The 21,742-nt window shown below is 62.3% G+C and carries 23 protein-coding genes; 16 read left to right on the forward strand and 7 right to left on the reverse strand.

All coding sequences use genetic code 11. From position 1 onward, the window contains the following. The first annotated feature begins 101 nt into the window (after positions 1-101). The 5 genes from NPS58_RS19225 (at position 102) to NPS58_RS19245 (ending at position 4,829) form a co-directional block, all read left to right on the forward strand. Complete coding sequence (locus NPS58_RS19225; RefSeq protein WP_274116892.1) at positions 102-980, forward strand: LysR family transcriptional regulator; 879 nt, start codon at positions 102-104, stop codon at positions 978-980. A gap of 216 nt (positions 981-1,196) precedes the next feature. After that, on the forward strand, positions 1,197-1,463 hold the full coding sequence (rpoZ, locus tag NPS58_RS19230; RefSeq protein ID WP_028942466.1) for a DNA-directed RNA polymerase subunit omega: 267 nt from the start codon (positions 1,197-1,199) through the stop codon (positions 1,461-1,463). A gap of 60 nt (positions 1,464-1,523) precedes the next feature. Then, complete coding sequence (spoT, locus tag NPS58_RS19235; protein ID WP_274116893.1) at positions 1,524-3,632, forward strand: bifunctional GTP diphosphokinase/guanosine-3',5'-bis pyrophosphate 3'-pyrophosphohydrolase; 2,109 nt, start codon at positions 1,524-1,526, stop codon at positions 3,630-3,632. Between the two features lie 23 nt (positions 3,633-3,655). Beyond that, positions 3,656-4,036: a RidA family protein gene (locus NPS58_RS19240; RefSeq protein WP_038615925.1), complete on the forward strand. Its 381-nt coding sequence runs from the start codon at positions 3,656-3,658 to the stop codon at positions 4,034-4,036. A gap of 58 nt (positions 4,037-4,094) precedes the next feature. Beyond that, entirely contained in the window at positions 4,095-4,829 is a 735-nt protein-coding gene (locus NPS58_RS19245; protein WP_274116894.1) for a hypothetical protein, read from the forward strand. 12 nt (positions 4,830-4,841) lie between these two features. On the opposite strand, the gene NPS58_RS19250 is transcribed toward NPS58_RS19245, so the two are convergent. Beyond that, on the reverse strand, positions 4,842-5,702 hold the full coding sequence (locus NPS58_RS19250) for an SDR family oxidoreductase (RefSeq protein ID WP_274116895.1): 861 nt from the start codon (positions 5,700-5,702) through the stop codon (positions 4,842-4,844). A 195-nt stretch (positions 5,703-5,897) separates the two neighbouring features. Between NPS58_RS19250 and exbB the strand changes: the two genes are divergently transcribed. The 6 genes from exbB to NPS58_RS19280 all read left to right on the forward strand — a co-directional run bounded on the left by exbB (position 5,898) and on the right by NPS58_RS19280 (position 12,616). Continuing rightward, a complete protein-coding gene (gene exbB / locus NPS58_RS19255) occupies positions 5,898-6,875 on the forward strand; it encodes a tonB-system energizer ExbB (protein ID WP_274116896.1) in 978 nt (325 codons plus the stop codon). Positions 6,876-6,878: 3 nt separating this feature from the next. Further along, positions 6,879-7,304 (forward strand): TonB system transport protein ExbD, encoded by a 426-nt coding sequence (gene exbD, locus NPS58_RS19260; RefSeq protein ID WP_028942472.1) that lies wholly within the window; start codon positions 6,879-6,881, stop codon positions 7,302-7,304. Then, positions 7,301-8,038 carry an energy transducer TonB gene (locus tag NPS58_RS19265; RefSeq protein WP_274116897.1) on the forward strand — a complete coding sequence of 246 codons (738 nt, stop codon included), beginning with the start codon at positions 7,301-7,303 and terminating at the stop codon, positions 8,036-8,038. The genes exbD and NPS58_RS19265 overlap by 4 nt, the downstream gene beginning before the upstream one ends. A 93-nt stretch (positions 8,039-8,131) precedes the next feature. Beyond that, positions 8,132-9,052, forward strand: coding sequence for a hydrogen peroxide-inducible genes activator (locus NPS58_RS19270; RefSeq protein ID WP_028942474.1), 921 nt, complete (start codon positions 8,132-8,134; stop codon positions 9,050-9,052). Between the two features lie 9 nt (positions 9,053-9,061). Further along, positions 9,062-11,137: an ATP-dependent DNA helicase RecG gene (gene recG, locus NPS58_RS19275; protein WP_274116898.1), complete on the forward strand. Its 2,076-nt coding sequence runs from the start codon at positions 9,062-9,064 to the stop codon at positions 11,135-11,137. A 78-nt stretch (positions 11,138-11,215) separates the two neighbouring features. Continuing rightward, a complete protein-coding gene (locus tag NPS58_RS19280; protein WP_274116899.1) occupies positions 11,216-12,616 on the forward strand; it encodes an aminoacyl-tRNA deacylase and HDOD domain-containing protein in 1,401 nt (466 codons plus the stop codon). A 22-nt stretch (positions 12,617-12,638) separates the two neighbouring features. Here the strand turns inward: NPS58_RS19280 and NPS58_RS19285 are convergent, their stop codons facing one another. The 4 genes from NPS58_RS19285 to NPS58_RS19300 form a co-directional block, all read right to left on the reverse strand. Beyond that, the gene (locus tag NPS58_RS19285; RefSeq protein WP_274116900.1) at positions 12,639-13,013 is read right to left on the reverse strand and encodes a helicase; all 375 of its coding nucleotides are present in this window, start codon (positions 13,011-13,013) and stop codon (positions 12,639-12,641) included. Positions 13,014-13,194: 181 nt separating this feature from the next. Next, on the reverse strand, positions 13,195-13,470 hold the full coding sequence (locus NPS58_RS19290; RefSeq protein WP_003213368.1) for an HU family DNA-binding protein: 276 nt from the start codon (positions 13,468-13,470) through the stop codon (positions 13,195-13,197). 189 nt (positions 13,471-13,659) lie between these two features. Continuing rightward, on the reverse strand, positions 13,660-14,808 hold the full coding sequence (locus NPS58_RS19295; protein ID WP_274116901.1) for an NAD(P)/FAD-dependent oxidoreductase: 1,149 nt from the start codon (positions 14,806-14,808) through the stop codon (positions 13,660-13,662). A 36-nt stretch (positions 14,809-14,844) separates the two neighbouring features. Continuing rightward, positions 14,845-15,012: a rubredoxin gene (locus tag NPS58_RS19300; RefSeq protein WP_028942479.1), complete on the reverse strand. Its 168-nt coding sequence runs from the start codon at positions 15,010-15,012 to the stop codon at positions 14,845-14,847. 167 nt (positions 15,013-15,179) lie between these two features. On the opposite strand from NPS58_RS19300, the gene NPS58_RS19305 reads away from it, so the two are divergent. After that, positions 15,180-15,743, forward strand: a complete 564-nt coding sequence (locus NPS58_RS19305) for a chorismate--pyruvate lyase family protein (protein WP_274116902.1) — start codon at positions 15,180-15,182, stop codon at positions 15,741-15,743. Then, positions 15,743-16,633: a 4-hydroxybenzoate octaprenyltransferase gene (ubiA, locus tag NPS58_RS19310; protein ID WP_274116903.1), complete on the forward strand. Its 891-nt coding sequence runs from the start codon at positions 15,743-15,745 to the stop codon at positions 16,631-16,633. The genes NPS58_RS19305 and ubiA overlap by 1 nt, the downstream gene beginning before the upstream one ends. Before the next feature lie 34 nt (positions 16,634-16,667). Here ubiA and NPS58_RS19315 read toward each other — a convergent pair whose 3' ends face one another. After that, entirely contained in the window at positions 16,668-17,039 is a 372-nt protein-coding gene (locus NPS58_RS19315) for a COG4315 family predicted lipoprotein (protein ID WP_274116904.1), read from the reverse strand. A 145-nt stretch (positions 17,040-17,184) separates the two neighbouring features. Here NPS58_RS19315 and phoB point away from each other — a divergent pair, with 145 nt between their 5' ends. From phoB to NPS58_RS19330, 3 genes are all read left to right on the forward strand, one after another. Continuing rightward, positions 17,185-17,874: a phosphate regulon transcriptional regulator PhoB gene (phoB, locus tag NPS58_RS19320; protein WP_028942483.1), complete on the forward strand. Its 690-nt coding sequence runs from the start codon at positions 17,185-17,187 to the stop codon at positions 17,872-17,874. A 78-nt stretch (positions 17,875-17,952) separates the two neighbouring features. Further along, positions 17,953-19,227 carry a phosphate regulon sensor histidine kinase PhoR gene (gene phoR / locus NPS58_RS19325; protein ID WP_274117577.1) on the forward strand — a complete coding sequence of 425 codons (1,275 nt, stop codon included), beginning with the start codon at positions 17,953-17,955 and terminating at the stop codon, positions 19,225-19,227. A gap of 115 nt (positions 19,228-19,342) precedes the next feature. Continuing rightward, entirely contained in the window at positions 19,343-20,683 is a 1,341-nt protein-coding gene (locus tag NPS58_RS19330; RefSeq protein WP_274116905.1) for a hemolysin family protein, read from the forward strand. 6 nt (positions 20,684-20,689) lie between these two features. On the opposite strand, the gene NPS58_RS19335 is transcribed toward NPS58_RS19330, so the two are convergent. Further along, positions 20,690-21,586, reverse strand: coding sequence for a peptidoglycan DD-metalloendopeptidase family protein (locus NPS58_RS19335; RefSeq protein WP_274116906.1), 897 nt, complete (start codon positions 21,584-21,586; stop codon positions 20,690-20,692). Positions 21,587-21,742 lie beyond the last annotated feature (156 nt).

Here is a 21,742-nt window from a genome sequence, read left to right on the forward strand (position 1 = left end):
AAATTCTGACAGCGTTGTGAGTTGATTCACCGCTGCCGCTTCACTATAGAATGGCCCCAGCGCAACAGACATTGGCATTTAGGCAAGCAAAGAGTGCACCCATGCAATATCAGATCAATCACACCGACCTATCGCTGGTCCTCGCCCTGGTGCGCGGACGCTCGCTTGCCAAGGCGGCAGAGCTGCTGCGGGTAGACGTTTCTACGGTGTTTCGCTCGATCCGGCGCATGGAAGCCGCCCTGGGTACCGCGTTATTCGTCAAAAGCCGCAAGGGTTACATCCCCACCGGTACTGCCCAGGCCCTGGCCGAACAAGCCGAGCGCGCCGAGCAAGCCCTGGATGCCGCACGGGTGGCGCTCGAACATGGCGAACAAGTAGTCAGCGGCACTGTGCGCCTGACCTGCACCGACGCGGTGCTGCATAGCCTGTTGTTGCCGGCACTTGCCGAGTTCATGCCGGCCTACCCTGCGCTGTCGCTGGAGCTGGCCACCTCCAACACCTTCGCCAACCTGAGCCGTCGCGATGCCGACCTCGCCCTGCGCCTGACCAACTCGCCACCCGAGCATCTGGTCGGCCGCTGCCTGGGCAAGGCCTCCTACGTGGTGTGTGGTCGCGAGGAGTTTCGTGAAAAACTCAAGGAGTCCCCCGCCAACCTGCCCTGGATCGCCCCCGATGACACCATGCAGGACCATTCCACGGTGGTCTGGCGCAGCGAGCACCTGCCAGGGGTGATGCCCCGCTACCGCTGCAGCAGCATCTCTGCCATTGCTCAATTGGTGAGCGCCGGAATGGGCGTGGCCGCCCTGCCCGACTACATGGCCCATACCCTGCCGGGCGTCGAGCCCTTGAGCGATGCCTTGCCCGGTTGTGACACCGAGCTCTGGTTGCTGACTCGCCCGGACTGCCGCGCGCTGCGCTCGGTGCAGACCCTGTTCGATGAACTGACCCCGCGGTTGCGTGATGCGCTTGGGCGCCAATGAGGTCTTTTTGCGAGACATGCCCGCGCCCACGGATCATTGCACTGGAAATCACCGCTGCAACAGGACACTTGAACTAGAGCCCTGTAACTGGCTATTGTCGGCCTATCAAGGACTCGAATCGAAATCAGCGCTTCCCTAAAGGCTGGTGATTTTTTAAACTATCGAGTCCGCTCGCCCATTCGGGCTGAACACCGCATTTGCTACTTGAGGAAGACCATGGCCCGCGTAACCGTTGAAGACTGCCTAGAACACGTGGATAACCGTTTTGAGCTGGTCATGCTCTCTACCAAGCGTGCCCGTCAGCTGGCCACCGGCGGCAAAGAGCCGAAAGTGGCATGGGAAAACGACAAACCTACTGTCGTTGCCCTGCGTGAAATCGCCGAAGGCATCTGCACGCCAGAATTCATTGCTGCCGAATCCATCGTCGAAGTCGAGCCTGCCTTTGCATTCGGTAGCGAGGAAGAGGCCAACGAGGCCGTCTAAGCCTATGCCTGGTCGACGCAGTACGGCGCAGGGCCCCATTCCTCGGCAGGAGGTAACACTGTGCCGAGCATAGACGCCCTCGCCGATCGTCTGTCGACCTACCTCGGCACCGACCAGGTCAACCTGGTGCGCCGAGCGTACTTCTACGCCGAACAAGCCCACGACGGCCAGCGCCGTCGTAGCGGCGAAGCCTACGTCACGCATCCGCTGGCGGTGGCAAGCATCCTTGCCGACATGCACATGGACCATCAGAGCCTGATGGCGGCCATGCTCCATGACGTGATCGAAGACACCGGCATTGCCAAAGAAGCGCTCAGCTCGCAATTTGGCGAAACCGTGGCCGAACTGGTCGACGGGGTCAGCAAGCTGACCCAGATGAATTTCGAGACCAAGGCCGAGGCCCAGGCGGAGAACTTCCAGAAAATGGCCATGGCCATGGCCCGGGACATCCGCGTGATCCTGGTCAAACTGGCCGACCGCCTGCACAACATGCGCACCCTCGAAGTGCTGTCTGGCGAAAAACGTCGCCGCATCGCCAAAGAAACCCTCGAAATCTACGCCCCCATCGCCAACCGCCTGGGCATGCACAGCGTGCGCGTGGAATTCGAGGACCTGGGCTTCAAGGCCATGCACCCGATGCGTTCGGCGCGCATTTACCAGGCCGTCAAGCGCGCCCGTGGCAACCGCAAGGAAATCGTCAACAAGATCGAAGAGTCGCTGGCCCATTGCCTGGCCGTCGATGGCATCGAGGGCGAAGTCAGCGGCCGGCAAAAGCACCTCTATGGCATCTACAAGAAGATGCGCGGCAAGCGCCGCGCCTTCAACGAGATCATGGATGTCTATGCGTTTCGCATCATCGTCGACAAGGTAGACACCTGCTACCGCGTGCTCGGCGCCGTGCACAACCTGTACAAGCCGCTGCCCGGCCGCTTCAAGGACTACATCGCGATTCCCAAGGCCAACGGCTACCAGTCGCTGCACACCACCTTGTTCGGCATGCACGGCGTTCCCATCGAGATCCAGATCCGCACCCGCGAAATGGAAGAGATGGCCAACAACGGCATCGCCGCCCACTGGCTGTACAAGTCCAGTGACGACGAGCAGCCCAAGGGCACCCATGCCCGCGCTCGCCAGTGGGTCAAGGGCGTGCTGGAAATGCAGCAACGTGCCGGCAACTCGCTGGAGTTCATCGAAAGCGTGAAGATCGACCTGTTCCCGGACGAGGTCTACGTATTCACGCCCAAAGGCCGGATCATGGAACTGCCAAAGGGCTCCACGGCGGTCGACTTCGCCTATGCGGTACACACCGATGTCGGCAACAGCTGTATCGCCTGCCGGATCAACCGCCGCCTGGCGCCGTTGTCCGAGCCCCTGCAGAGCGGCTCGACCGTCGAGATCGTCAGCGCCCCGGGCGCTCGCCCGAATCCTGCCTGGCTCAACTTCGTGGTCACCGGCAAGGCCCGCACGCACATTCGCCATGCCCTCAAGCTGCAGCGCCGCTCCGAGTCCATCAGCCTGGGCGAACGCCTGCTGAACAAGGTACTCAACGGTTTCGACAGTGCCCTGGACAAAATCCCGCAGGAGCGCATCCAGGCCATGCTCAGCGAGTACCGCCTCGAGCAGATCGAAGACATGCTCGAAGACATTGGCCTGGGCAACCGCATGGCCTATGTGGTCGCCCGTCGCCTGCTGTCCACTGAAGGCGAACAGCTGCCGACCCCGGAAGGTCCGCTGGCCATTCGCGGTACCGAAGGCCTGGTGCTGAGCTATGCCAAATGCTGTACGCCGATTCCGGGCGACCCCATCGTCGGCCACCTGTCGGCGGGCAAAGGCATGGTCGTGCACTTGGAGAACTGTCGCAATATCAGTGAAATCCGCCACAACCCGGAAAAATGCGTCCAGCTGTCCTGGGCCAAGGATGTCACTGGCGAATTCAATGTCGAACTGCGCGTCGAGCTGGAACACCAGCGTGGCCTGATTGCCCTGCTGGCCAGCAGCGTCAATGCCGCCGACGGCAACATCGAGAAAATCAGCATGGACGAACGCGATGGTCGCATCAGCGTGGTCCAACTGGTGGTCAGCGTGCACGACCGCGTACACCTGGCCCGCGTGATCAAGAAACTGCGCGCCCTGACTGGCGTGATCCGCATCACCCGCATGCGTGCGTAGCCCAATAACAGCAAGGAGTCATCATGACCAAGACCGTCATCACCAGTGACAAGGCCCCAGCCGCCATCGGCACCTACTCCCAGGCAATCAAGGCCGGCAACACGGTGTACATGTCCGGCCAGATCCCGCTGGACCCGAAAACCATGGAACTGGTTGAAGGCTTCGAAGCCCAGACCGTCCAGGTCTTCGAAAACCTCAAGGCCGTTGCCGAAGCCGCTGGCGGTTCGTTCAAGGACATCGTCAAGCTGAATATCTTCCTGACCGACCTGAGCCACTTCGCCAAGGTCAACGAGATCATGGGCAAGTACTTCGAACAGCCTTACCCTGCCCGCGCCGCCATCGGCGTTGCCGCCCTGCCACGCGGCTCGCAGGTCGAAATGGACGCGATCCTCGTCCTCGAGTGATCCCCCGCGCGGCGAGCCGTCCGGTTCGCCGCCGCACTACCCCGGAAGGACCCCCGACATGCGCCATGCGCTTGCCTTGGCATTGGCCGCCGCACTGCTGAGCGGCTGCTCCAGCCACAAACCCGAAGACTACAACGGCATCTGGATCAACCAGAAAGCCATCGATGCCGCTGCCGAAGGCGTCAGCCTGCGTCAAGCGCTGCGTGAAAACGGCCCGAACTACGAGTGGAAGGTCAACGTCGCGGCCAATCAGGCCAGCTACACCAATGGCTTCGAAATCGTCGAAGGCCAATTCCAGGCCGGTGAAAAACAGAGCCAGGTCGAATTCGGCGATGGTCAGCCGCAGATCCTGACCCTGGACGGTGATGAGCTGGTGCAGAATGCCAGCCAACAGCTGACGCAACAGAATTTCGAGAAACCCAAGTCCTCCGCACCTATTGCTGCGCGCACCGGCACCAGCTTCGAGCAGGCGCTGTACAGCGCCTACCTGGGCGGCAAATGGGAAATCATCGAAGGGCCAGGCCAGGGCGGCGTGGTGCGCTTTGGTGACAATGGCAGTGTCGAAGGCCTGCCGAACCTGGATCGCTATGCCCTGTGCCTGGCGGGCGACTGCGCCGACATGACCGGTGAGTTCGACAGCCTCTGGCTCGAGCGCAACAAGCACGGCGCCCCGTGGATCTTCAAACGCGACGGCGACCAGCTGGAAATCCTGCGAGCCCTCAACAGCGCCAAGCCGGATGAAAAGCCACAGCTCTATCCCGGCGCCCGCCAGTGGTTGCTCGAGCGCGACTGACTGCCTGGTGCGCTACTCGCTACGCCCTTCAAGGATTGCCGCATAGCCTTCCTTATAGCTCGGGTACTGAGGCGCCCAGCCCAGTGCCCGGGCCCGCGCGTTACTGCAACGCTTGCTGCCGGTACGGCGCACTCGCTCCTGCTCCGACCACTGGGTAACCCCCAAGTATTCGCGTAGCCAGGCCACCACTTCGGCCAACGGGGCCGGAGCGTCATCCACACCTATATAGCAGTCATCCAGCGCCTGCCCCTGGTCGTCGGCCTTGAGCAGGAAGGCCAGCAAGCCTGCGGCATCCTCGGCATGAATGCGATTGCCATAGAGCGGCGGCTCTTCAGTCACTCGATAACCTTGGCGCACCTGAGTGAGCAGCCATTCACGGCCGGGCCCGTAGATGCCCGTCAGGCGCACCACGGTCGAGGGAACGGGACTGGCCAGGGCCAGCTGTTCGGCCTCGAGCATGACCGTGCCCGAGTAGCCTTGCGGTTCAGTCGCCGCCGTTTCGTCGATCCATTCACCGTCCTGCTGGGCATAGACGCTGCTGCTGGATACGAACAGCAATCGCCGGGGCGTTTGCCCGCGCTCGGCCAACCAGCCCAGCACATGCTTCAAGCCGTCGACATAGGCCGCCTTGTAGCCGGCCTCGTCATGCTGGCTGGCTGCTGTGCAGTAGACCAGATAATCCGGTGTTTCAGCCGGCCAGGTCGCCGGGCACTGCGCATCGAACACGTCGGCAGCAATGCCCTCCACGCCAGCTGGCAACTGCCCAATATTGCGGCGCAGGCCACTCACCTGCCAGCTGCATGCCAGCAATTGCTTGGCCAAACGGCTACCAACATCGCCGCAACCGACGATCAGAACTGAAGGCGCAGACATCCCGAAACTCCGCAAATCAAAGGCCCAGCCTATCCAAATAACTCGATAGGCGGCTAGGTATTATGGAAAAAAAGTAACTTTATTACTTCTGCTAACAAGAATTACTTGCAATAATGGCCGCCCAAAATTTGTTCTCGGCCCGCCTCGAGGCCTAGAAGGACAATCACCTTTTCTTCTTCATCAGGTCCGGCCAGCATGACACGTATTCAACCTTCCGCTTCGCCAACCACGCCGCGCGCATGGCGCGCCATCGCCGCGCTGATGTTCAGCCTGGTCATGGCCCCTGTTGCCCTGGCCGATGAGCCGACCGCACCGCCTGCCACCCCTGCTGCAGTCGAGGCACCCGCCGCCCCAGGCGCTGCTACCCCGGTCGATCCTGCCGCCGCCCCGGCTGTAGCTCCGGTCGATGGCCAGGCAACCACCGAAGCCGAAGAAGTTGAAGCACTGGTCGAAGACACCAGCCTGGGCATGGCCCACGACCTATCCCCATGGGGTATGTACAAGAACGCCGACATCGTCGTCAAAATCGTAATGATCGGCCTGGCCATCGCCTCGATCATCACCTGGACCATCTGGATCGCCAAAGGCTTCGAGCTGATGGGCGCCAAACGCCGCCTGCGCGGCGACATTGCCCTGCTGAAAAAATCCGCCTCCCTCAAGGAAGCCAGCGACGCAGCCAACAAAGAAGGCACACTGGCCCATCTGCTGGTTCACGATGCGCTGGATGAAATGCGCCTGTCGGCCAACGCCCGCGAGAAAGAAGGCATCAAGGAACGCGTCAGCTTCCGCCTCGAGCGCCTGGTAGCCGCCAGCGGCCGCAACATGAGCAGCGGCACTGGCGTACTGGCCACCATCGGCTCCACCGCACCGTTCGTCGGTCTGTTCGGTACTGTCTGGGGCATCATGAACAGCTTCATCGGTATCGCCAAAACCCAGACCACCAACCTCGCCGTGGTTGCCCCCGGTATCGCCGAGGCCCTGCTGGCCACTGCACTGGGCCTGGTTGCAGCGATTCCGGCCGTGGTGATCTACAACGTCTTCGCCCGCTCCATCGCCGGTTACAAGGCGCAGGTCTCCGATGCCTCCGCCGAGGTCCTGCTGCTGGTCAGCCGCGACCTGGACCACCAGACCGGCGAGCGCTCCTCTGCCCCTCACATGGTGAAAGTGGGGTAAGCCATGGGCCTGCATCTTAATGAGGGTGGCGACGATCTCGCCGAAAACCACGAAATCAACGTCACGCCGTTCATCGACGTGATGTTGGTCCTGCTGATCATCTTCATGGTGGCAGCGCCATTGGCGACCGTTGATATCAAGGTCGACCTGCCAGCCTCCACGGCCAAGCCCGCGCCAAGGCCCGAGAAGCCGGTATTCCTCAGCGTCAAGGCTGACCAGAACGTCTATGTCGGCGAAGAACAGGTCCAGCGGGACCAGCTCGGCGCGGTACTCGATGCCAAGACCAAGGGCGACAAGGACACCACGATCTTCTTCCAGGCCGACAAGGGCGTGGACTACGGCGATCTGATGGAAGTCATGAATACCCTGCGCGCGGCCGGTTACCTGAAAGTCGGTCTGGTCGGACTTGAGACGGCAGCCAAGAAATGATCAAGACGCGGCATAAGCTGGCGCGTTACAGCAGTAGTCTGGCGGTTGTGCTGGGGATCCATGCCATCGCCGTGCTGCTGACGCTCAATTGGTCGGTGCCCCAGGCGATCGAGTTGCCCCCCGCGGCAATGATGATCCAGATGGCTCCGATGCCTGAACCGGCGCCTCCTCCACCGCCCAAGGTGGTAACCCCGCCACAACCGCCAGCGCCGGTAGAAGAGCCGCCGCTGCCGAAACTGGCCGAGGCACCGAAACCCAAGATCGCCGTCGCCAAACAGGTGAAGCCGAAGGCCAAACCGCAGCCGCCCAAGCCTGAGAAGAAGCCTGAGCCACCGCAGGAAAAGCCTGCCGACGAGGAAGTGGTCGACACGCCACCGAACACCGCACCGGCACAAAAGTCGGCAGCTCCGGCACCGAGCATCGCCAGTAACAGCAATGCCCTGCCTACCTGGCAGAGCGACCTGTTACGCCACCTGGCCAAGTACAAGCGCTACCCGGAGAACGCCCGGCGCATGCGCATGGAAGGCATCAACCGACTGCGCTTCGTAGTCGATGGCGAGGGCAAGATTCTTTCTTACGCCCTGGCCGGTGGTTCGGGCAGCGCGGCACTGGATCGGGCAACCCTGGAGATGATCCGCAGGGCCCAGCCGGTTCCACCACCGCCCAAGGAATTGCTCACTAACGGCAGCATCGAGGTGATCGCGCCTTTCGTCTACTCGCTGGACAAGCGCTGACGCATTGTTTCTGTCACACATAAGCAACTCTGATAACGTGCGTCTATCGAGTGCAGCCGCTATGCTGGGGCCGCAACTTCATGGACGCACGTTATGACCCTCACAGAATTGCGCTACATCGTCACCCTCGCCCAGGAACAGCACTTCGGCCATGCCGCTGAACGTTGCCATGTCAGCCAGCCGACCTTGTCGGTGGGTGTGAAAAAGCTTGAGGACGAGCTGGGTGTTCTGATCTTCGAGCGCAGCAAAAGCGCTGTACGCCTGACGCCGGTTGGCGAAGGCATCGTCGCCCAGGCCCAAAAAGTGCTCGAGCAGGCACAGGGCATCCGCGAGCTGGCCCAAGCCGGCAAGAACCAACTCACCGCCCCCCTGAAAGTCGGCGCCATCTATACCGTTGGCCCGTACCTGTTCCCGCACCTGATTCCACAACTGCACCGGGTCGCCCCGCAGATGCCGTTGTACATCGAAGAGAACTTCACTCACATTCTGCGCGACAAGCTGCGCAATGGTGAGCTGGACGCGGTGATCATCGCCCTGCCGTTCAACGAAGCCGACGTACTGACCATGCCGCTGTACGACGAACCCTTCTATGTGTTGATGCCCAGCGAACACCCCTGGACCCAGAAGGAAACCATCGACGCCAGCCTGCTCAACGACAAGAGCCTGCTGCTGCTCGGCGAGGGCCACTGCTTCCGCGACCAGGTGCTCGAGGCTTGCCCGACCCTGGCCAAGGGTAGCGACGGCTCCAAGCACACCACCGTCGAATCCAGTTCCCTGGAAACCATCCGCCACATGGTCGCCTCGGGCCTTGGGGTATCGATCCTGCCGCTGTCTGCGGTGCACAGTCACCACTATGCCCCCGGCGTCATCGAAGTACGGCCCTTGAGCCCACCGGCACCGTTTCGCACCGTAGCCATTGCCTGGCGCGCCAGCTTCCCGCGGCCCAAGGCCATCGAGATCCTCGCCGACTCCATCCGTCTGTGCTCGGTGGCCAAGCCGCCAGTGAGCCAGTAGGAACCCACCATGCCGGAGTTGTCCCAAGTATCGGTGACTGCATTGAAGGGCGTGGGCGAGGCCATGGCCGAAAAGCTCGCCAAGGTCGGCCTGGAAAACCTCCAGGACGTGCTCTTCCACTTGCCGCTACGCTATCAGGATCGCACCCGCGTGGTACCGATCGGCGCGCTACGGCCAGGGCAGGATGCGGTGATCGAAGGCGTGGTCAGCGGCACCGATGTGGTCATGGGCAAGCGCCGCAGCCTGTTGGTTCGCCTGGGCGACGGCACCGGCGTGCTGAGCCTGCGCTTCTACCACTTCAGCAATGCGCAGAAGGAAGGCCTCAAGCGCGGCACCCACCTGCGCTGCTATGGCGAAGCCCGCCCTGGCGCGTCAGGCCTTGAGATCTACCACCCCGAGTACCGCGCCCTGACCGGTGACGAACCTGCGCCAGTCGAGCAGACCCTGACCCCGATCTACCCCACTACCGAGGGCCTGACCCAGCAACGCCTGCGCCAGCTGTGCCAGCAAAGCCTGGCGATGCTCGGCCCCCGCAGCCTGCCTGACTGGCTGCCACAGGAACTGGCCCGCGACTACCAACTGGCGCCGCTGGACGACGCCATTCGCTACCTGCACCACCCACCCGCCGATGCCGACGTCGACGAACTGGCCAAGGGCCAGCACTGGGCCCAGCACCGCCTGGCCTTCGAAGAGTTGCTGACCCATCAGCTTTCGCAGCAACGCCTGCGCGAGAGCCTGCGTGCCCAGCGGGCCCCGGTGCTGCCCAAGGCGACTCGATTGCCCCAGCAGTACCTGGCAAACCTGGGCTTCGCCCCCACGGGTGCCCAGCAACGGGTCGGCAACGAAATCGCCTACGACCTGAGCCAACCAGAGCCGATGCTGCGCCTGGTCCAGGGAGACGTGGGCGCAGGCAAGACCGTGGTCGCCGCGCTGGCTGCGCTGCAGGCCCTGGAAGCCGGTTATCAGGTCGCGCTGATGGCCCCCACCGAGATTCTTGCAGAACAGCACTTCGTCACGTTCAAGCGCTGGCTGGAACCGCTTGGAATAGAAGTCGCCTGGCTGGCGGGCAAGCTCAAGGGCAAGGCCCGCGCCAGTGCCCTGGAGCAGATCGCTGGCGGTGCACCGATGGTGGTCGGCACCCATGCCCTGTTCCAGGAAGAGGTGAAGTTCAAGAACCTGGCCCTGGCGATCATCGACGAACAGCACCGCTTCGGTGTGCAACAACGCCTGGCACTGCGCCAGAAAGGCGTGGGTGGCCAGCTCTGTCCGCATCAGCTGATCATGACCGCCACCCCCATCCCGCGCACCCTGGCCATGAGCGCCTATGCCGATCTGGACACCTCGATCCTCGACGAGCTCCCCCCCGGCCGTACACCGGTAAACACCGTGCTGGTTGCCGACAGCCGACGCTTCGAGGTGGTCGAGCGGGTTCGCGCCGCCTGCGCCGAGGGGCGCCAGGCGTACTGGGTCTGTACCCTGATCGAAGAGTCCGAGGAGTTGACCTGCCAGGCCGCCGAAACCACTTTCGAAGAACTCGGCAGTGCCTTGGGCGAGCTGCGGGTCGGCTTGATCCACGGGCGCATGAAGCCTGCTGAAAAGGCTGCGGTCATGGCCGAGTTCAAGCAAGGCCATCTGCAATTGCTGGTCGCGACCACTGTCATCGAGGTCGGCGTCGACGTGCCCAACGCCAGCCTGATGATTATCGAGAACCCCGAACGCCTGGGCCTGGCCCAGTTGCACCAGTTGCGCGGCCGCGTCGGTCGGGGCAGCGCGGTGAGCCATTGCGTGTTGCTCTATCATCCGCCACTGTCGCAGATTGGCCGGGAACGCCTGGGGATCATGCGCGAAACCAACGATGGCTTCATCATTGCCGAGAAAGACCTGGAGTTGCGCGGCCCCGGTGAAATGCTCGGCACTCGCCAGACCGGCCTGCTGCAGTTCAAGGTCGCCGACCTGATGCGCGACGCGGACCTGCTTCCCGCCGTGCGCGATGCCGCCCAGGCGCTGCTTGCACGCTGGCCGGAACATGTCAGCCCGCTGCTCGAGCGCTGGCTGCGCCATGGTCAACAATACGGACAGGTGTGACGCCTGTCCCAGAATGGATCCAGCTTGCGGCCCAAGCTGGTTATACTCTTGCGATTGTAAAATTTCTGGATACAGACCATGACTGAAGTTGCCCTGGACACCGCAACCCCCCACGCTCCGTCTGTTATCCGGCTGCTGCTCGAAAAACTCGGCATCGCCTACCGCGAAGTGCTGGATCACTCGCAGCTGCTGTCCGAGCGCAAGGTCCAGGCCGTATTGCTCGATGACGCAGTCGGCGCGCTGATGGTGCTGTTTCCGCAGAGCCAGTTGCTCGACCTCAATCGCCTCGCCGAACTCACTGGCCGCAAGTTGGCCGCCGTGCCCCTGGAACGCCTCAAGCACATGCTCGAGAAGCATGGCCTGAAGATGCTCCCGGGCATTCCTGCGCTGACCAGTTCGCCCTGCCTCTATGAAGAAAGCCTGCTCAAGCCGGAAAAACTGCTGGTGCACTCCGGTGAAGCCGGCTTGCTGCTGGAAATCGAACGCGACGACTTCAAGAAAATGCTCAACAAAGCCAGCGCCGGCAACTTCGGCGAGCGTCTGAGCAGCATTCGCCCCAACCTCGATCGCCCGGCCGACGACCGAGAGGAAATCACCCAGGCGGTCCAGGCCTTCACTGCCCGACGCATCCAGCAGCGCCTGGAAAGCACCATCGAGATTCCACCGCTCGCGGAAACCGCGCAAAAAATAATCAAGCTGCGCGTCGACCCCAACGCGACCATCGACGACATTACCGGCGTGGTCGAGACCGACCCGGCCCTGGCTGCCCAGGTGGTCAGCTGGGCAGCGTCGCCCTACTACGCCTCGCCGGGCAAGATCCGCTCGGTCGAAGACGCCATCGTCCGCGTGCTGGGCTTTGACCTGGTGATCAACCTGGCGCTGGGCCTGGCGCTAGGCAAGACCCTGAGCCTGCCCAAGGACCATCCGCAGGACACCACGCCGTACTGGCAACAGTCGATCTACACCGCCGCCGTGATCGAAGGCCTGACCCGCGCCATCCCTCGCGCCGAGCGCCCCGAAGCCGGCCTGACGTACCTGGCCGGCCTGCTGCACAACTTCGGCTACCTGTTGCTGGCGCATGTATTCCCACCGCATTTTTCGCTGATCTGCCGCCACCTGGAGGTCAACCCGCACCTGTGCCACAGCTATGTCGAACAGCATTTGCTGGGGATCAGCCGCGAGCAGATAGGTGCCTGGTTGATGCGGTTCTGGGACATGCCCGAGGAACTGGCCACCGCCCTGCGCTTTCAGCATGATCCGCAGTACGACGGCGACCATGCCGCGTTCCCCAACCTGGTGTGTCTGGCGATTCGCCTGCTGCGTGCCCGGGGTATCGGCTCGGGGCCGGTGGAATCCATACCCGACGCGTTGCTGGAGCGCCTGAACATCCCCCGCGAAAAAGCCGAGGATGTGGTGAACAAGGTGCTTGAGGCCGAAGTGCTGCTGCGTGAGCTGGCTTCGCAGTTCAATCAGCACTGAGGCATGAGCCTGACCCCACGGGTCAGGCTTTCTTTTTCGGTTTCAGGTACTTCATCAGGCCCTGGAACCAGATCACCAGCGCCGGATTGCCCTTGATCTGGATGCTCTTGTCCTGAATCCCCTGCATGAATGCCAATTGCTTGTTTTTCGCCTGCAAGGTGGCAAAGCCGAACGCGGCATCCTTGAAGGCAATGGCAAAGGCCGGCGCTGCATGGGTGCCGGACTGGCTACGGATACGCATATCCTTGACGATAAAATGGCGAGCCACCTTGCCATCGAGAGTCTGTAGCTGGAACACCAGATCCTTGTCGGCCAGTTGTTGCTGGAATGCCGGATTCTTGCGGCTGGCCTTGGCCATCAGCAACCCCATGGCCCAAAGGAGAAAGCGAAACTTCATGTACGCGCCTCGACTAAAAAGTGACTGGCGGAGCAGTTTATAGTCTCGCTGCGAAAACGCCATAGGCGACGGGTCTATATCAACGCGATCACTGCATCGCTCTGTAGCGGCATGTTGCGCAAAAAAAAACGGGCACCGTGTCGGGTGCCCGTTCTCTACTGCAATCGATCTGTGCGAGGCATCACGGATTGACGCTGTCCTTCAGGGATTTACCTGGTTTGAAAGCCACGGTGTTGCTGGCCTTGATCTTCACCGGCTCGCCGGTTTGCGGGTTCTTGCCGGTGCGGGCACCGCGATGGCGCTGCAGGAACGTACCGAAGCCGACCAGCGTAACGCTGTCCTTGCGATGCAGGGCGCCGGTGATTTCTTCGAGCACGGCGTTGAGAACGCGGTTGGCTTGCTCTTTGGTGAGATCGGCCTTTTCAGCAATGGCTGCGGCGAGTTCTGGTTTACGCATAGTGAAGCCTCTTTGACGGTTTTTTTGTTGTTATGCCGTGCTGCTCTTCATGGAGCAGCGCCCAAGGCACCGCAGGCTCTAAACTGCGGCAGACGGGAGTGAGGATGGCACGCCGTCAGGGGCCGCGCCAGTCTCTGGACGGCCATTGTTGGTGCAATAGCAGGGGTAATCCGACAGAACGCCCGCTGTTTACGCCATTAACGCCGGAAGTTGCCGATTCAGAGCCAGCTTTTCCATCACCGCCGAGCCGGTCAGGGCATAGCCCAGCAAGTTGCCGTCCGTATCGTGACAAAGCACCTTGAGGTCGAGCCCCTGCCCCTCGACGTGCCAGTTGCCCTCACGGCCATGGGGCGGTGGCGAGACCACCAGGGGGCAGGCAGGGGTCTTTACCGTCACTGGCATCGGGCCGTAGGCAACCGCTGTAGGATTGCCGGCCAGGGTCTGGGCCAGGGCCCGGGCGCACGTCATCAGCGGCATGACATAGAGCAGGTTGAGGCCGTCGACCTCGGCGCAGTCGCCCAAGGCGAAGATGTTGTCATGGGAGGTACGCAGTTGACGGTCGACCACGACGCCACGGTTGACCTGCAAGCCGGCTGCAGCGGCCAGGTCGATGCGTGGACGCAGGCCAACGGCCGACACCACCAGATCACACGGAATGAGCGTACCGTCGGACAGGTGCGCTTGCAGGCCATTGCCGACCCGCTCCAAGCGCGTCAGCACCGGCCCCAGGTGGAACCGCACGCCAAGCCCTTCCAGGCCTGCCTGCACAGCTGCGGCGGCGGCCGGATGCAGCAGCGTCGGCATGACCTGCTCGCACGGCGCCACCAGCTCGACCTCGAAGCCTCCCAGGCTCATGTCGTTGGCGAACTCGCAACCGATCAGGCCGGCACCCAGGATCAATACCCGCTGCTTGCCTGCGGCTGCAGCGCGAAAGCGAGCGTAGTCCTCCAGGTCGTTGATCGGGAAGATCGCCTCGCCGGCATCGCCCTCGACCGGTACCTGCACGGTCTGCGCGCCCCACGCCAGGATCAGGTCGCGGTAAGGCACCTGCTCCTCGCCGATCCACAGGCGCTTGTGGCCCGGGTCGATACCGCTGATGCGGGTATGGGTGCGTACTTCGGCCTTGAGCTGTTCGGCCATGGCGCCGGGCTCTGCCATGCTCAGGCCATCGGCGTCCTTGTTCTTGGCGAAACCAGTGGAAAGCATCGGCTTGGAATATGAACGACCATCGTCGGCAGTAACCAGCAGCAACGGCGTTTCGCCGTCGAGCTTGCGAAATTCGCGAGCCAGGTTGTAGCCCGCCAAGCCTGTACCGACAATTACCACTGGAGCCGTCATGCCATGCTTTCCTTAAAGTTCCTGGTTAAAAAACGATCAGCCGATTGCGATCATTTCGAAGTCCATCTTGCCGACACCACAGTCAGGGCACAGCCAGTCTGCGGGCACATCTTCCCAGCGGGTACCGGGCGCAATACCGTCATCCGGCCACCCTTCGGCCTCGTCGTAGATCAGGCCGCAAACAATACACTGCCACTTTTTCATCACTCACATCCTCAACAGGCACAGGCTTTGGAGTGGTCGCTCTGGGAAATATTACGGTGGCGACCATCACGGAGGGGCTTTGTACTGGAGCCAGGTGCCAGCATGCAAGCCGGATTGGGCATTCATGCTAAGCTCGCGGTCTCTTTGGCCTGTTAATCCATACCATCGTGCCGTACGAAACATCGCAAGCGCCCGCTGCAGAATGGTTGCAGTACTCGCAGGTAGCAGACAGCGCAACGCCTGGCTGCCTTGACTGGTTGTTCGATGAAGGGTCCCTGACCCGTCGCCTGACCCAATTATCCGCCGATCACTTTTCTGTTACACCCCTTTGCGAGGGCTGGCAGCCGCTGCGTGATGACGAATGCCAGGCGCTGGACCTGCCGCCTGGCAGCGAAGGCTGGGTACGCGAGGTGTATTTGCGCGGTCATGGCCAGGCCTGGGTGTTCGCCCGCAGCGTGGCAGCACGCAGCGCCCTGGAAAGCGGCGGGCTGGACATGGAAGCACTGGGCAGTCGCTCGCTGGGCGAGCTGTTGTTCTGCGACCAGGCCTTTACCCGCCGGCCCATTGAAGTCTGTCATTACCCCAAGGCCTGGCTGCCCGTCGCAGACGCCAGCGACACCTTGTGGGGGCGCCGCTCACGCTTTGATCGCGCCAGCCTGAGTGTGCTGGTTGCCGAAGTCTTCCTGCCCGCGCTATGGCAGGCCGCCGATATTTCCGGGGAGATCCGCTGATGTACCTGCAGCTGCTCAAGTCGCTCAATCGCCTGCACCCACGGGCCTGGGACTTCATCCAGCTGAGCCGCATGGACCGGCCGATCGGCATCTACCTGCTGCTGTGGCCCACCCTCTCGGCCGTATGGATAGCCGCCAAGGGGGCACCGACCCTGGCCAACGTGGTGATCTTCACCCTGGGTGTAGTGCTGATGCGTGCGGCCGGTTGCGCCATCAACGATTTCGCCGATCGCAAGGTCGATGGCCACGTCAAGCGTACCGCCGACCGGCCGCTGGCTGCCGGCCGAATCAACGCCCGCGAAGCCCTGGTGCTGTTCGCGATACTCGTCGGTGTGAGCTTCCTGCTGGTGCTGTGTACCAACGCCACCACTGTGTGGCTTAGTTTCGGCGCGGTGGCGCTGGCGGCCTGCTATCCATTCATGAAGCGCTACACCTACTACCCGCAGGTGGTGCTCGGGGCTGCCTACTCCTGGGGCATCCCCATGGCCTTCACCGCCGCCAACGGCGAACTGCCGGCCATTGCCTGGCTGCTGTACATCGCCAACGTGCTGTGGACCGTGGGCTACGACACCTACTACGCCATGGTCGATCGCGACGACGACCTGAAGATCGGTGTCAAATCGACGGCGATCCTGTTCGGTGAAGCCGACCGGACGATCATTCTGACCTTGCAGGTATTGTCACTGGGGTGCTTGCTGCTGGCCGGCAACCGCTTCGAATTGGGCGGCTGGTTCCACCTGGGGCTGGTGGCAGCGCTGGTGTGCTTTGTCTGGGAGTTCTGGTCGACCCGCAACCTGGATCGCGAATCCTGCTTCAAGGCCTTCCTGCACAACCATTGGGCCGGGTTGCTGATTTTCCTCAGCATCGTTGTCGACTACACCCTGCGCTGACGACTCGCGGGCCGCCAGCGCAGGGTCGGCCCGATTACTTGATCACGTGCCACACATCCTTCATGCCGTCGCCGGTCATGTCACCGGCTTTCTTGTCCTTGACGAAGGTATACACCGGCTTGCCCTTATAGGCCCATTGCATCGAACCATCATCGCGCTTGATCTGTGTCCAGCCCTCCTCGGCCATATCGCCGTCCTTGACCATCAGCGGTGGCCAGTTCTTGGCACATTCATCGTTGCACATGGATTTGCCGCCCGAATCCTTGTCGAAGGTATAGAGCGTCATTCCCGCATGGTCGACCATCACACCGTCTTTCATCATGGCATGATGGGCCGACGCTATCCCTGGCAAGGCCAGTGCCACAGCAGTAAAAAGCGCCATCCAGTTCAGCGTATGTCGTGTCATTGGATCCACCGTGATTCTCGGGAGAGGGAATTAAAGCCTAGTCCAGTAACAGAATGTTGCTGCAACAGCCCACGACCTGTCACACGACTGCAATAATTCCGTTATCTAATGCGGGCCAAGACACCTGAATGGAAGAGGTTTGAACATGGTTGGCAGAAACATTCTGATCGTCGACGACGAAGCGCCGATTCGCGAGATGATCGCCGTTGCATTGGAAATGGCCGGCTATGACTGCCTGGAAGCGGAAAACTCCCAGCAAGCCCACGCCATCATCGTCGACCGCAAGCCGGACCTGATCCTGCTCGACTGGATGCTGCCGGGCACCTCGGGCATCGAGCTGGCTCGCCGCCTCAAGCGCGATGAGCTGACCGGCGACATCCCGATCATAATGCTCACTGCCAAGGGTGAGGAAGACAACAAGATCCAGGGTCTTGAAGTGGGTGCCGACGACTACATCACCAAGCCGTTCTCGCCGCGCGAGCTGGTAGCCCGCCTCAAGGCTGTGCTGCGTCGCGCCGGCCCAAGCGATGGCGAAGCCCCGATCGAGGTCGGTGGGCTGTTGCTCGACCCGATCAGCCACCGCGTGACCATTGATGGCAAGCCGGCCGAAATGGGCCCGACCGAATACCGCCTGCTGCAGTTCTTCATGACCCACCAGGAGCGTGCCTACACCCGCGGCCAGTTGCTCGACCAGGTGTGGGGCGGCAATGTGTATGTCGAGGAGCGCACCGTCGACGTGCACATCCGCCGCCTGCGCAAGGCCCTGGGTGAAGCTTACGAAAACCTGGTACAAACGGTCCGCGGCACCGGTTACCGCTTCTCCACCAAGAGCTGAACCGATTTTCACGCCAACGCTTTGGAAAGGACGCGTCGTTAATTGAACCAGAACTGGCATGGCACCCTGATTCGTCACATGCTGTTGTTGATCACCGCCTGCCTGCTGGTGGGCCTGATCAGCGGCTATTACGGCTGGAGCCTGGCGGTGGGCCTGGCGATTTACCTGGGCTGGACCCTCAAGCAACTGCTACGCCTGCACGAATGGCTGCGCCTGCACAAACCCGATGAAGCACCACCCGACGGCTACGGCCTGTGGGGCGAGGTATTCGACAGCATCTACCACCTGCAACGACGCGACCAGCGCGTACGTGGTCGCCTGCAAGCGGTGATCGACCGGGTGCAGGAGTCGACCGCCGCCCTCAGGGACGCGGTGATCATGCTCGACAGCGACGGCAACCTGGAGTGGTGGAATCGCGCCGCCGAGACCCTGCTGGGCCTCAAGACACCACAAGACAGCGGCCAGCCGGTGACCAACCTGGTACGCCATCCACGCTTCAAGGAGTACTTCGAACAGGAGAACTACCTCGAGCCACTGGAAATCCCCTCACCGATCAACGACCGTCTTCGCGTACAACTGCACATCACCCGCTATGGCAACAACGAGCACTTGATGCTGGTGCGCGACGTCACCCGCATCCATCAGCTCGAACAGATGCGCAAGGACTTCGTCGCCAACGTCTCCCACGAACTGCGTACCCCCCTGACGGTGATCGCCGGCTACCTGGAAACCCTGCTCGACAACGTCGAAGAGGTGAACCCGCGCTGGGTCCGGGCATTGCAGCAAATGCAGCAGCAGGGCGGCCGCATGCAGACCCTGCTCAACGACTTGTTGCTGCTGGCCAAGCTGGAAGCCACCGACTACCCCTCCGACAACCAGCCCGTGGCCGTCGAAGCACTGCTGCAGTCGATCAAGGGCGATGCCCAGGCCCTGTCCGGCCAGCGCAACCAGCGCATCACCCTGGAAGCCGACCCTGGCATTCGCCTCAAGGGCAGCGAGGCCGAGCTGCGCAGCGCCTTCTCCAACCTGGTGTTCAATGCGGTCAAGTACACCCAGGATGAAGGCCAGATCCGCATTCGCTGGTGGGCCGACGAACAGGGTGCGCACCTGAGCGTGCAGGACTCCGGCATCGGTATCGACGCCAAGCACCTGCCCCGCCTGACCGAGCGCTTCTATCGGGTCGACTCCAGTCGCGCCTCCAACACCGGTGGCACTGGGCTTGGCCTGGCGATCGTCAAGCACGTCCTGCTGCGTCACCGCGCGCGCCTGGAGATCAGCAGCGTACCGGGCCATGGCAGTACCTTCACCTGCCATTTTGCGCCCGCCCAAATTGCCCTGCGCATGGCCTCCTGAAGCCGCGCCCCTAGGCAATCGAGCCCTCAGCCGCTACATTGGCGGACCGGTGCCAGCGCATGCTGGCACTCTACTTCTCTCTTTTTTTAGATGACGGACCCCGTAAAACCCCATCATGGACCCTTCCCCTGGTATTAGCCTCGCTTCACTGTTCGCCGATTTCGGCATGATTCTTTTTGCTCTGCTGCTGGTTCTGCTCAACGGCTTCTTCGTTGCCGCCGAGTTCGCCATGGTCAAATTGCGCTCGACCAAAGTCGAGTCGATTGCCGTGAAGCATGGCTGGCGCGGACAGATCCTGCGCACCGTACACAACCAGCTGGACGCCTATCTTTCCGCCTGCCAGCTGGGTATCACCCTCGCCTCCCTGGGCCTGGGCTGGGTCGGTGAGCCGGCCTTCGCGCACCTTCTCGAACCCCTGCTGGCCGCCGTCGGCGTCCAGTCCCCGGAGGTGATCAAGGCGGTGTCGTTCTTCAGCGCCTTTTTCGTGATCTCCTACCTGCACATCGTGGTCGGCGAGCTGGCTCCCAAGTCCTGGGCGATCCGCAAACCCGAACTACTGTCGCTGTGGACCGCCGTGCCGTTGTACCTGTTCTACTGGCTGATGTACCCGGCCATCTACCTGCTCAATGCCAGCGCCAACGCCATCCTGCGCATTGCCGGCCAGGGCGAGCCGGGCCCGCACCACGAGCACCACTACAGCCGTGACGAACTGAAACTGATCCTGCACTCCAGCCGCGGCCAGGACCCGAGCGACCAGGGCATGCGCGTACTGGCCTCGGCGGTGGAAATGGGTGAGCTGGAGGTGGTCGACTGGGCCAACTCCCGCGAAGACATGGTCTGCCTGGACGCCAATGCACCGCTCAAGGAAATCCTCGCGATGTTCCGCCGGCACAAGTTCAGCCGCTACCCGGTGCTCGACGCCGAACGGGGTGAGTTCATCGGCCTGCTGCACATCAAGGACCTGCTGCTGGAGCTGGCCGACCTGGACCACATCCCCGAGTCCTTCAATCTTGCCGAGCTGACTCGCCCCCTGGAGCGGGTGTCGCGCCACATGCCGCTGTCCCACCTGCTGGAGCAGTTCCGCAAGGGTGGCGCGCATTTCGCCCTGGTCGAAGAAGCCGACGGCAAGGTCATCGGCTACCTGACCATGGAAGACGTGCTCGAAGTGCTGGTGGGCGACATTCAGGACGAACACCGCAAGGCCGAGCGCGGCATCCTCGCCTATCAGCCGGGCAAGTTGCTGGTGCGTGGCGACACCCCGCTGTTCAAGGTCGAGCGCCTGCTGGGCGTGGACCTGGACCACATCGAGGCGGAAACCCTCGCAGGCCTGGTCTACGAGACGCTCAAGCGGGTTCCGGAAGAAGAAGAGGTGCTGGAGGTCGAAGGCTTGCGCATCATCATCAAGAAAATGAAAGGCCCGAAAATCGTCCTGGCCAAGGTGCTCAAGCTCGATTGAGTCGCCTCAGGGGTTGCCGGCGGTGAAGTTCGGCAACCCACCGACGGGCTGGTTGAACTGGTAGGGGATCGACTCCAGGGCCAGCCCCACGTTGCGTTGCACCACAAAGTGCAAATGCGGGCCGGTGCTGTTGCCGGTATTGCCGGACTTGGCCAGCGCTGTACCGTAGACCACCCGCTGCCCCTCGCTGACCACTACCGAACCGCGCATCAGGTGCAGGTACACGCCCATGGTGCCGTCGTCGTGCAGGATCCGTACAAAATTCCCCGCCGGGTTCGTCCCGCGCCCGCTCTGGTTATTCTCGGTCTTGATCACCACCCCGGCCCTCGCGGCAATGATCGGCGTGCCTTCGGGCATGGCAATATCCATGGCATAGCGGCCCTTCGGGCCGAAATGGCTGTAGCGCCCGTTGGCGCCCTGAGTCAGCCGGAACGGTCCACCGCGCCACGGTAACGGATAACGAAACGCCTGCTGGCGCTGGGCGGGGTTGCCCAGCGCGTATTGGAACTTCTCCTGATACCGCACCGGTTTGCCTGGCTGGCGTGCACTGAGCAGCGTCAGCGGCACCGTGGTGCGCGGCGGCAGCACCCGCCTGACGATGCGCGATGTACCGCCCTGGACGTTGCTCAAGCGCTCCAGGCGCAGCTCCACCTCGACCGGTGCATAGGTATCGTTGCGTGCGCTGAAGCGCACTCCCCCGGTGAACGGGGTGGCCTGAAGGTGTACCTGGTGCTGCAGTTGCTCGACCATTCGATCGCGAAAGACAAAGGCACTGGCGCCCACTATTGGCCGGTCGGAATAGGAGACCACGCCGAATTCATCGGTGTGCCTGTAGAGGGTCATGGCCAGCGCCGGGCCGCAAGCCGCGAGCAAGGCGCAGAACAGCAAGGTGCGTGCGGGCATGGGTAGTGGCTTTTTGACAGTTCGAGATCTGTCGAAGCCTAGCAGCAGATTCTGGCGTAAGCCGGGTGGGGGTGTTGCGGGGTTGTACCAGTGGACGAATGGTTATTCCTTTCGCGCGGCAAGCCCGCTCCTGCGGTTGGGGCGGGTTGGCCTGCG

This window comes from Pseudomonas putida, from assembly GCF_028682455.1.
Lineage (GTDB): Bacteria > Pseudomonadota > Gammaproteobacteria > Pseudomonadales > Pseudomonadaceae > Aquipseudomonas > Aquipseudomonas putida_AA.

Excerpts from the sequence above, each read along its gene's own strand:
- NPS58_RS19290 (WP_003213368.1), bottom strand. The coding sequence starts at position 13,470 with ATGCGTAAACCAGAACTCGCCGCAGCCATTGCTGAAAAGGCCGATCTC.
- NPS58_RS19265 (WP_274116897.1), top strand. The coding sequence starts at position 7,301 with ATGATCAAGACGCGGCATAAGCTGGCGCGTTACAGCAGTAGTCTGGCG.
- rpoZ (WP_028942466.1), top strand. The coding sequence starts at position 1,197 with ATGGCCCGCGTAACCGTTGAAGACTGCCTAGAACACGTGGATAACCGT.
- exbB (WP_274116896.1), top strand. The coding sequence starts at position 5,898 with ATGACACGTATTCAACCTTCCGCTTCGCCAACCACGCCGCGCGCATGG.
- phoR (WP_274117577.1), top strand. The coding sequence starts at position 17,953 with ATGCTGTTGTTGATCACCGCCTGCCTGCTGGTGGGCCTGATCAGCGGC.
- ubiA (WP_274116903.1), top strand. The coding sequence starts at position 15,743 with ATGTACCTGCAGCTGCTCAAGTCGCTCAATCGCCTGCACCCACGGGCC.
- NPS58_RS19280 (WP_274116899.1), top strand. The coding sequence starts at position 11,216 with ATGACTGAAGTTGCCCTGGACACCGCAACCCCCCACGCTCCGTCTGTT.
- exbD (WP_028942472.1), top strand. The coding sequence starts at position 6,879 with ATGGGCCTGCATCTTAATGAGGGTGGCGACGATCTCGCCGAAAACCAC.
- phoB (WP_028942483.1), top strand. The coding sequence starts at position 17,185 with ATGGTTGGCAGAAACATTCTGATCGTCGACGACGAAGCGCCGATTCGC.
- NPS58_RS19330 (WP_274116905.1), top strand. The coding sequence starts at position 19,343 with ATGGACCCTTCCCCTGGTATTAGCCTCGCTTCACTGTTCGCCGATTTC.
- NPS58_RS19295 (WP_274116901.1), bottom strand. The coding sequence starts at position 14,808 with ATGACGGCTCCAGTGGTAATTGTCGGTACAGGCTTGGCGGGCTACAAC.
- NPS58_RS19315 (WP_274116904.1), bottom strand. The coding sequence starts at position 17,039 with ATGACACGACATACGCTGAACTGGATGGCGCTTTTTACTGCTGTGGCA.
- NPS58_RS19335 (WP_274116906.1), bottom strand. The coding sequence starts at position 21,586 with ATGCCCGCACGCACCTTGCTGTTCTGCGCCTTGCTCGCGGCTTGCGGC.
- recG (WP_274116898.1), top strand. The coding sequence starts at position 9,062 with ATGCCGGAGTTGTCCCAAGTATCGGTGACTGCATTGAAGGGCGTGGGC.
- NPS58_RS19285 (WP_274116900.1), bottom strand. The coding sequence starts at position 13,013 with ATGAAGTTTCGCTTTCTCCTTTGGGCCATGGGGTTGCTGATGGCCAAG.
- NPS58_RS19245 (WP_274116894.1), top strand. The coding sequence starts at position 4,095 with ATGCGCCATGCGCTTGCCTTGGCATTGGCCGCCGCACTGCTGAGCGGC.
- NPS58_RS19250 (WP_274116895.1), bottom strand. The coding sequence starts at position 5,702 with ATGTCTGCGCCTTCAGTTCTGATCGTCGGTTGCGGCGATGTTGGTAGC.
- NPS58_RS19225 (WP_274116892.1), top strand. The coding sequence starts at position 102 with ATGCAATATCAGATCAATCACACCGACCTATCGCTGGTCCTCGCCCTG.
- NPS58_RS19270 (WP_028942474.1), top strand. The coding sequence starts at position 8,132 with ATGACCCTCACAGAATTGCGCTACATCGTCACCCTCGCCCAGGAACAG.
- NPS58_RS19240 (WP_038615925.1), top strand. The coding sequence starts at position 3,656 with ATGACCAAGACCGTCATCACCAGTGACAAGGCCCCAGCCGCCATCGGC.
- NPS58_RS19300 (WP_028942479.1), bottom strand. The coding sequence starts at position 15,012 with ATGAAAAAGTGGCAGTGTATTGTTTGCGGCCTGATCTACGACGAGGCC.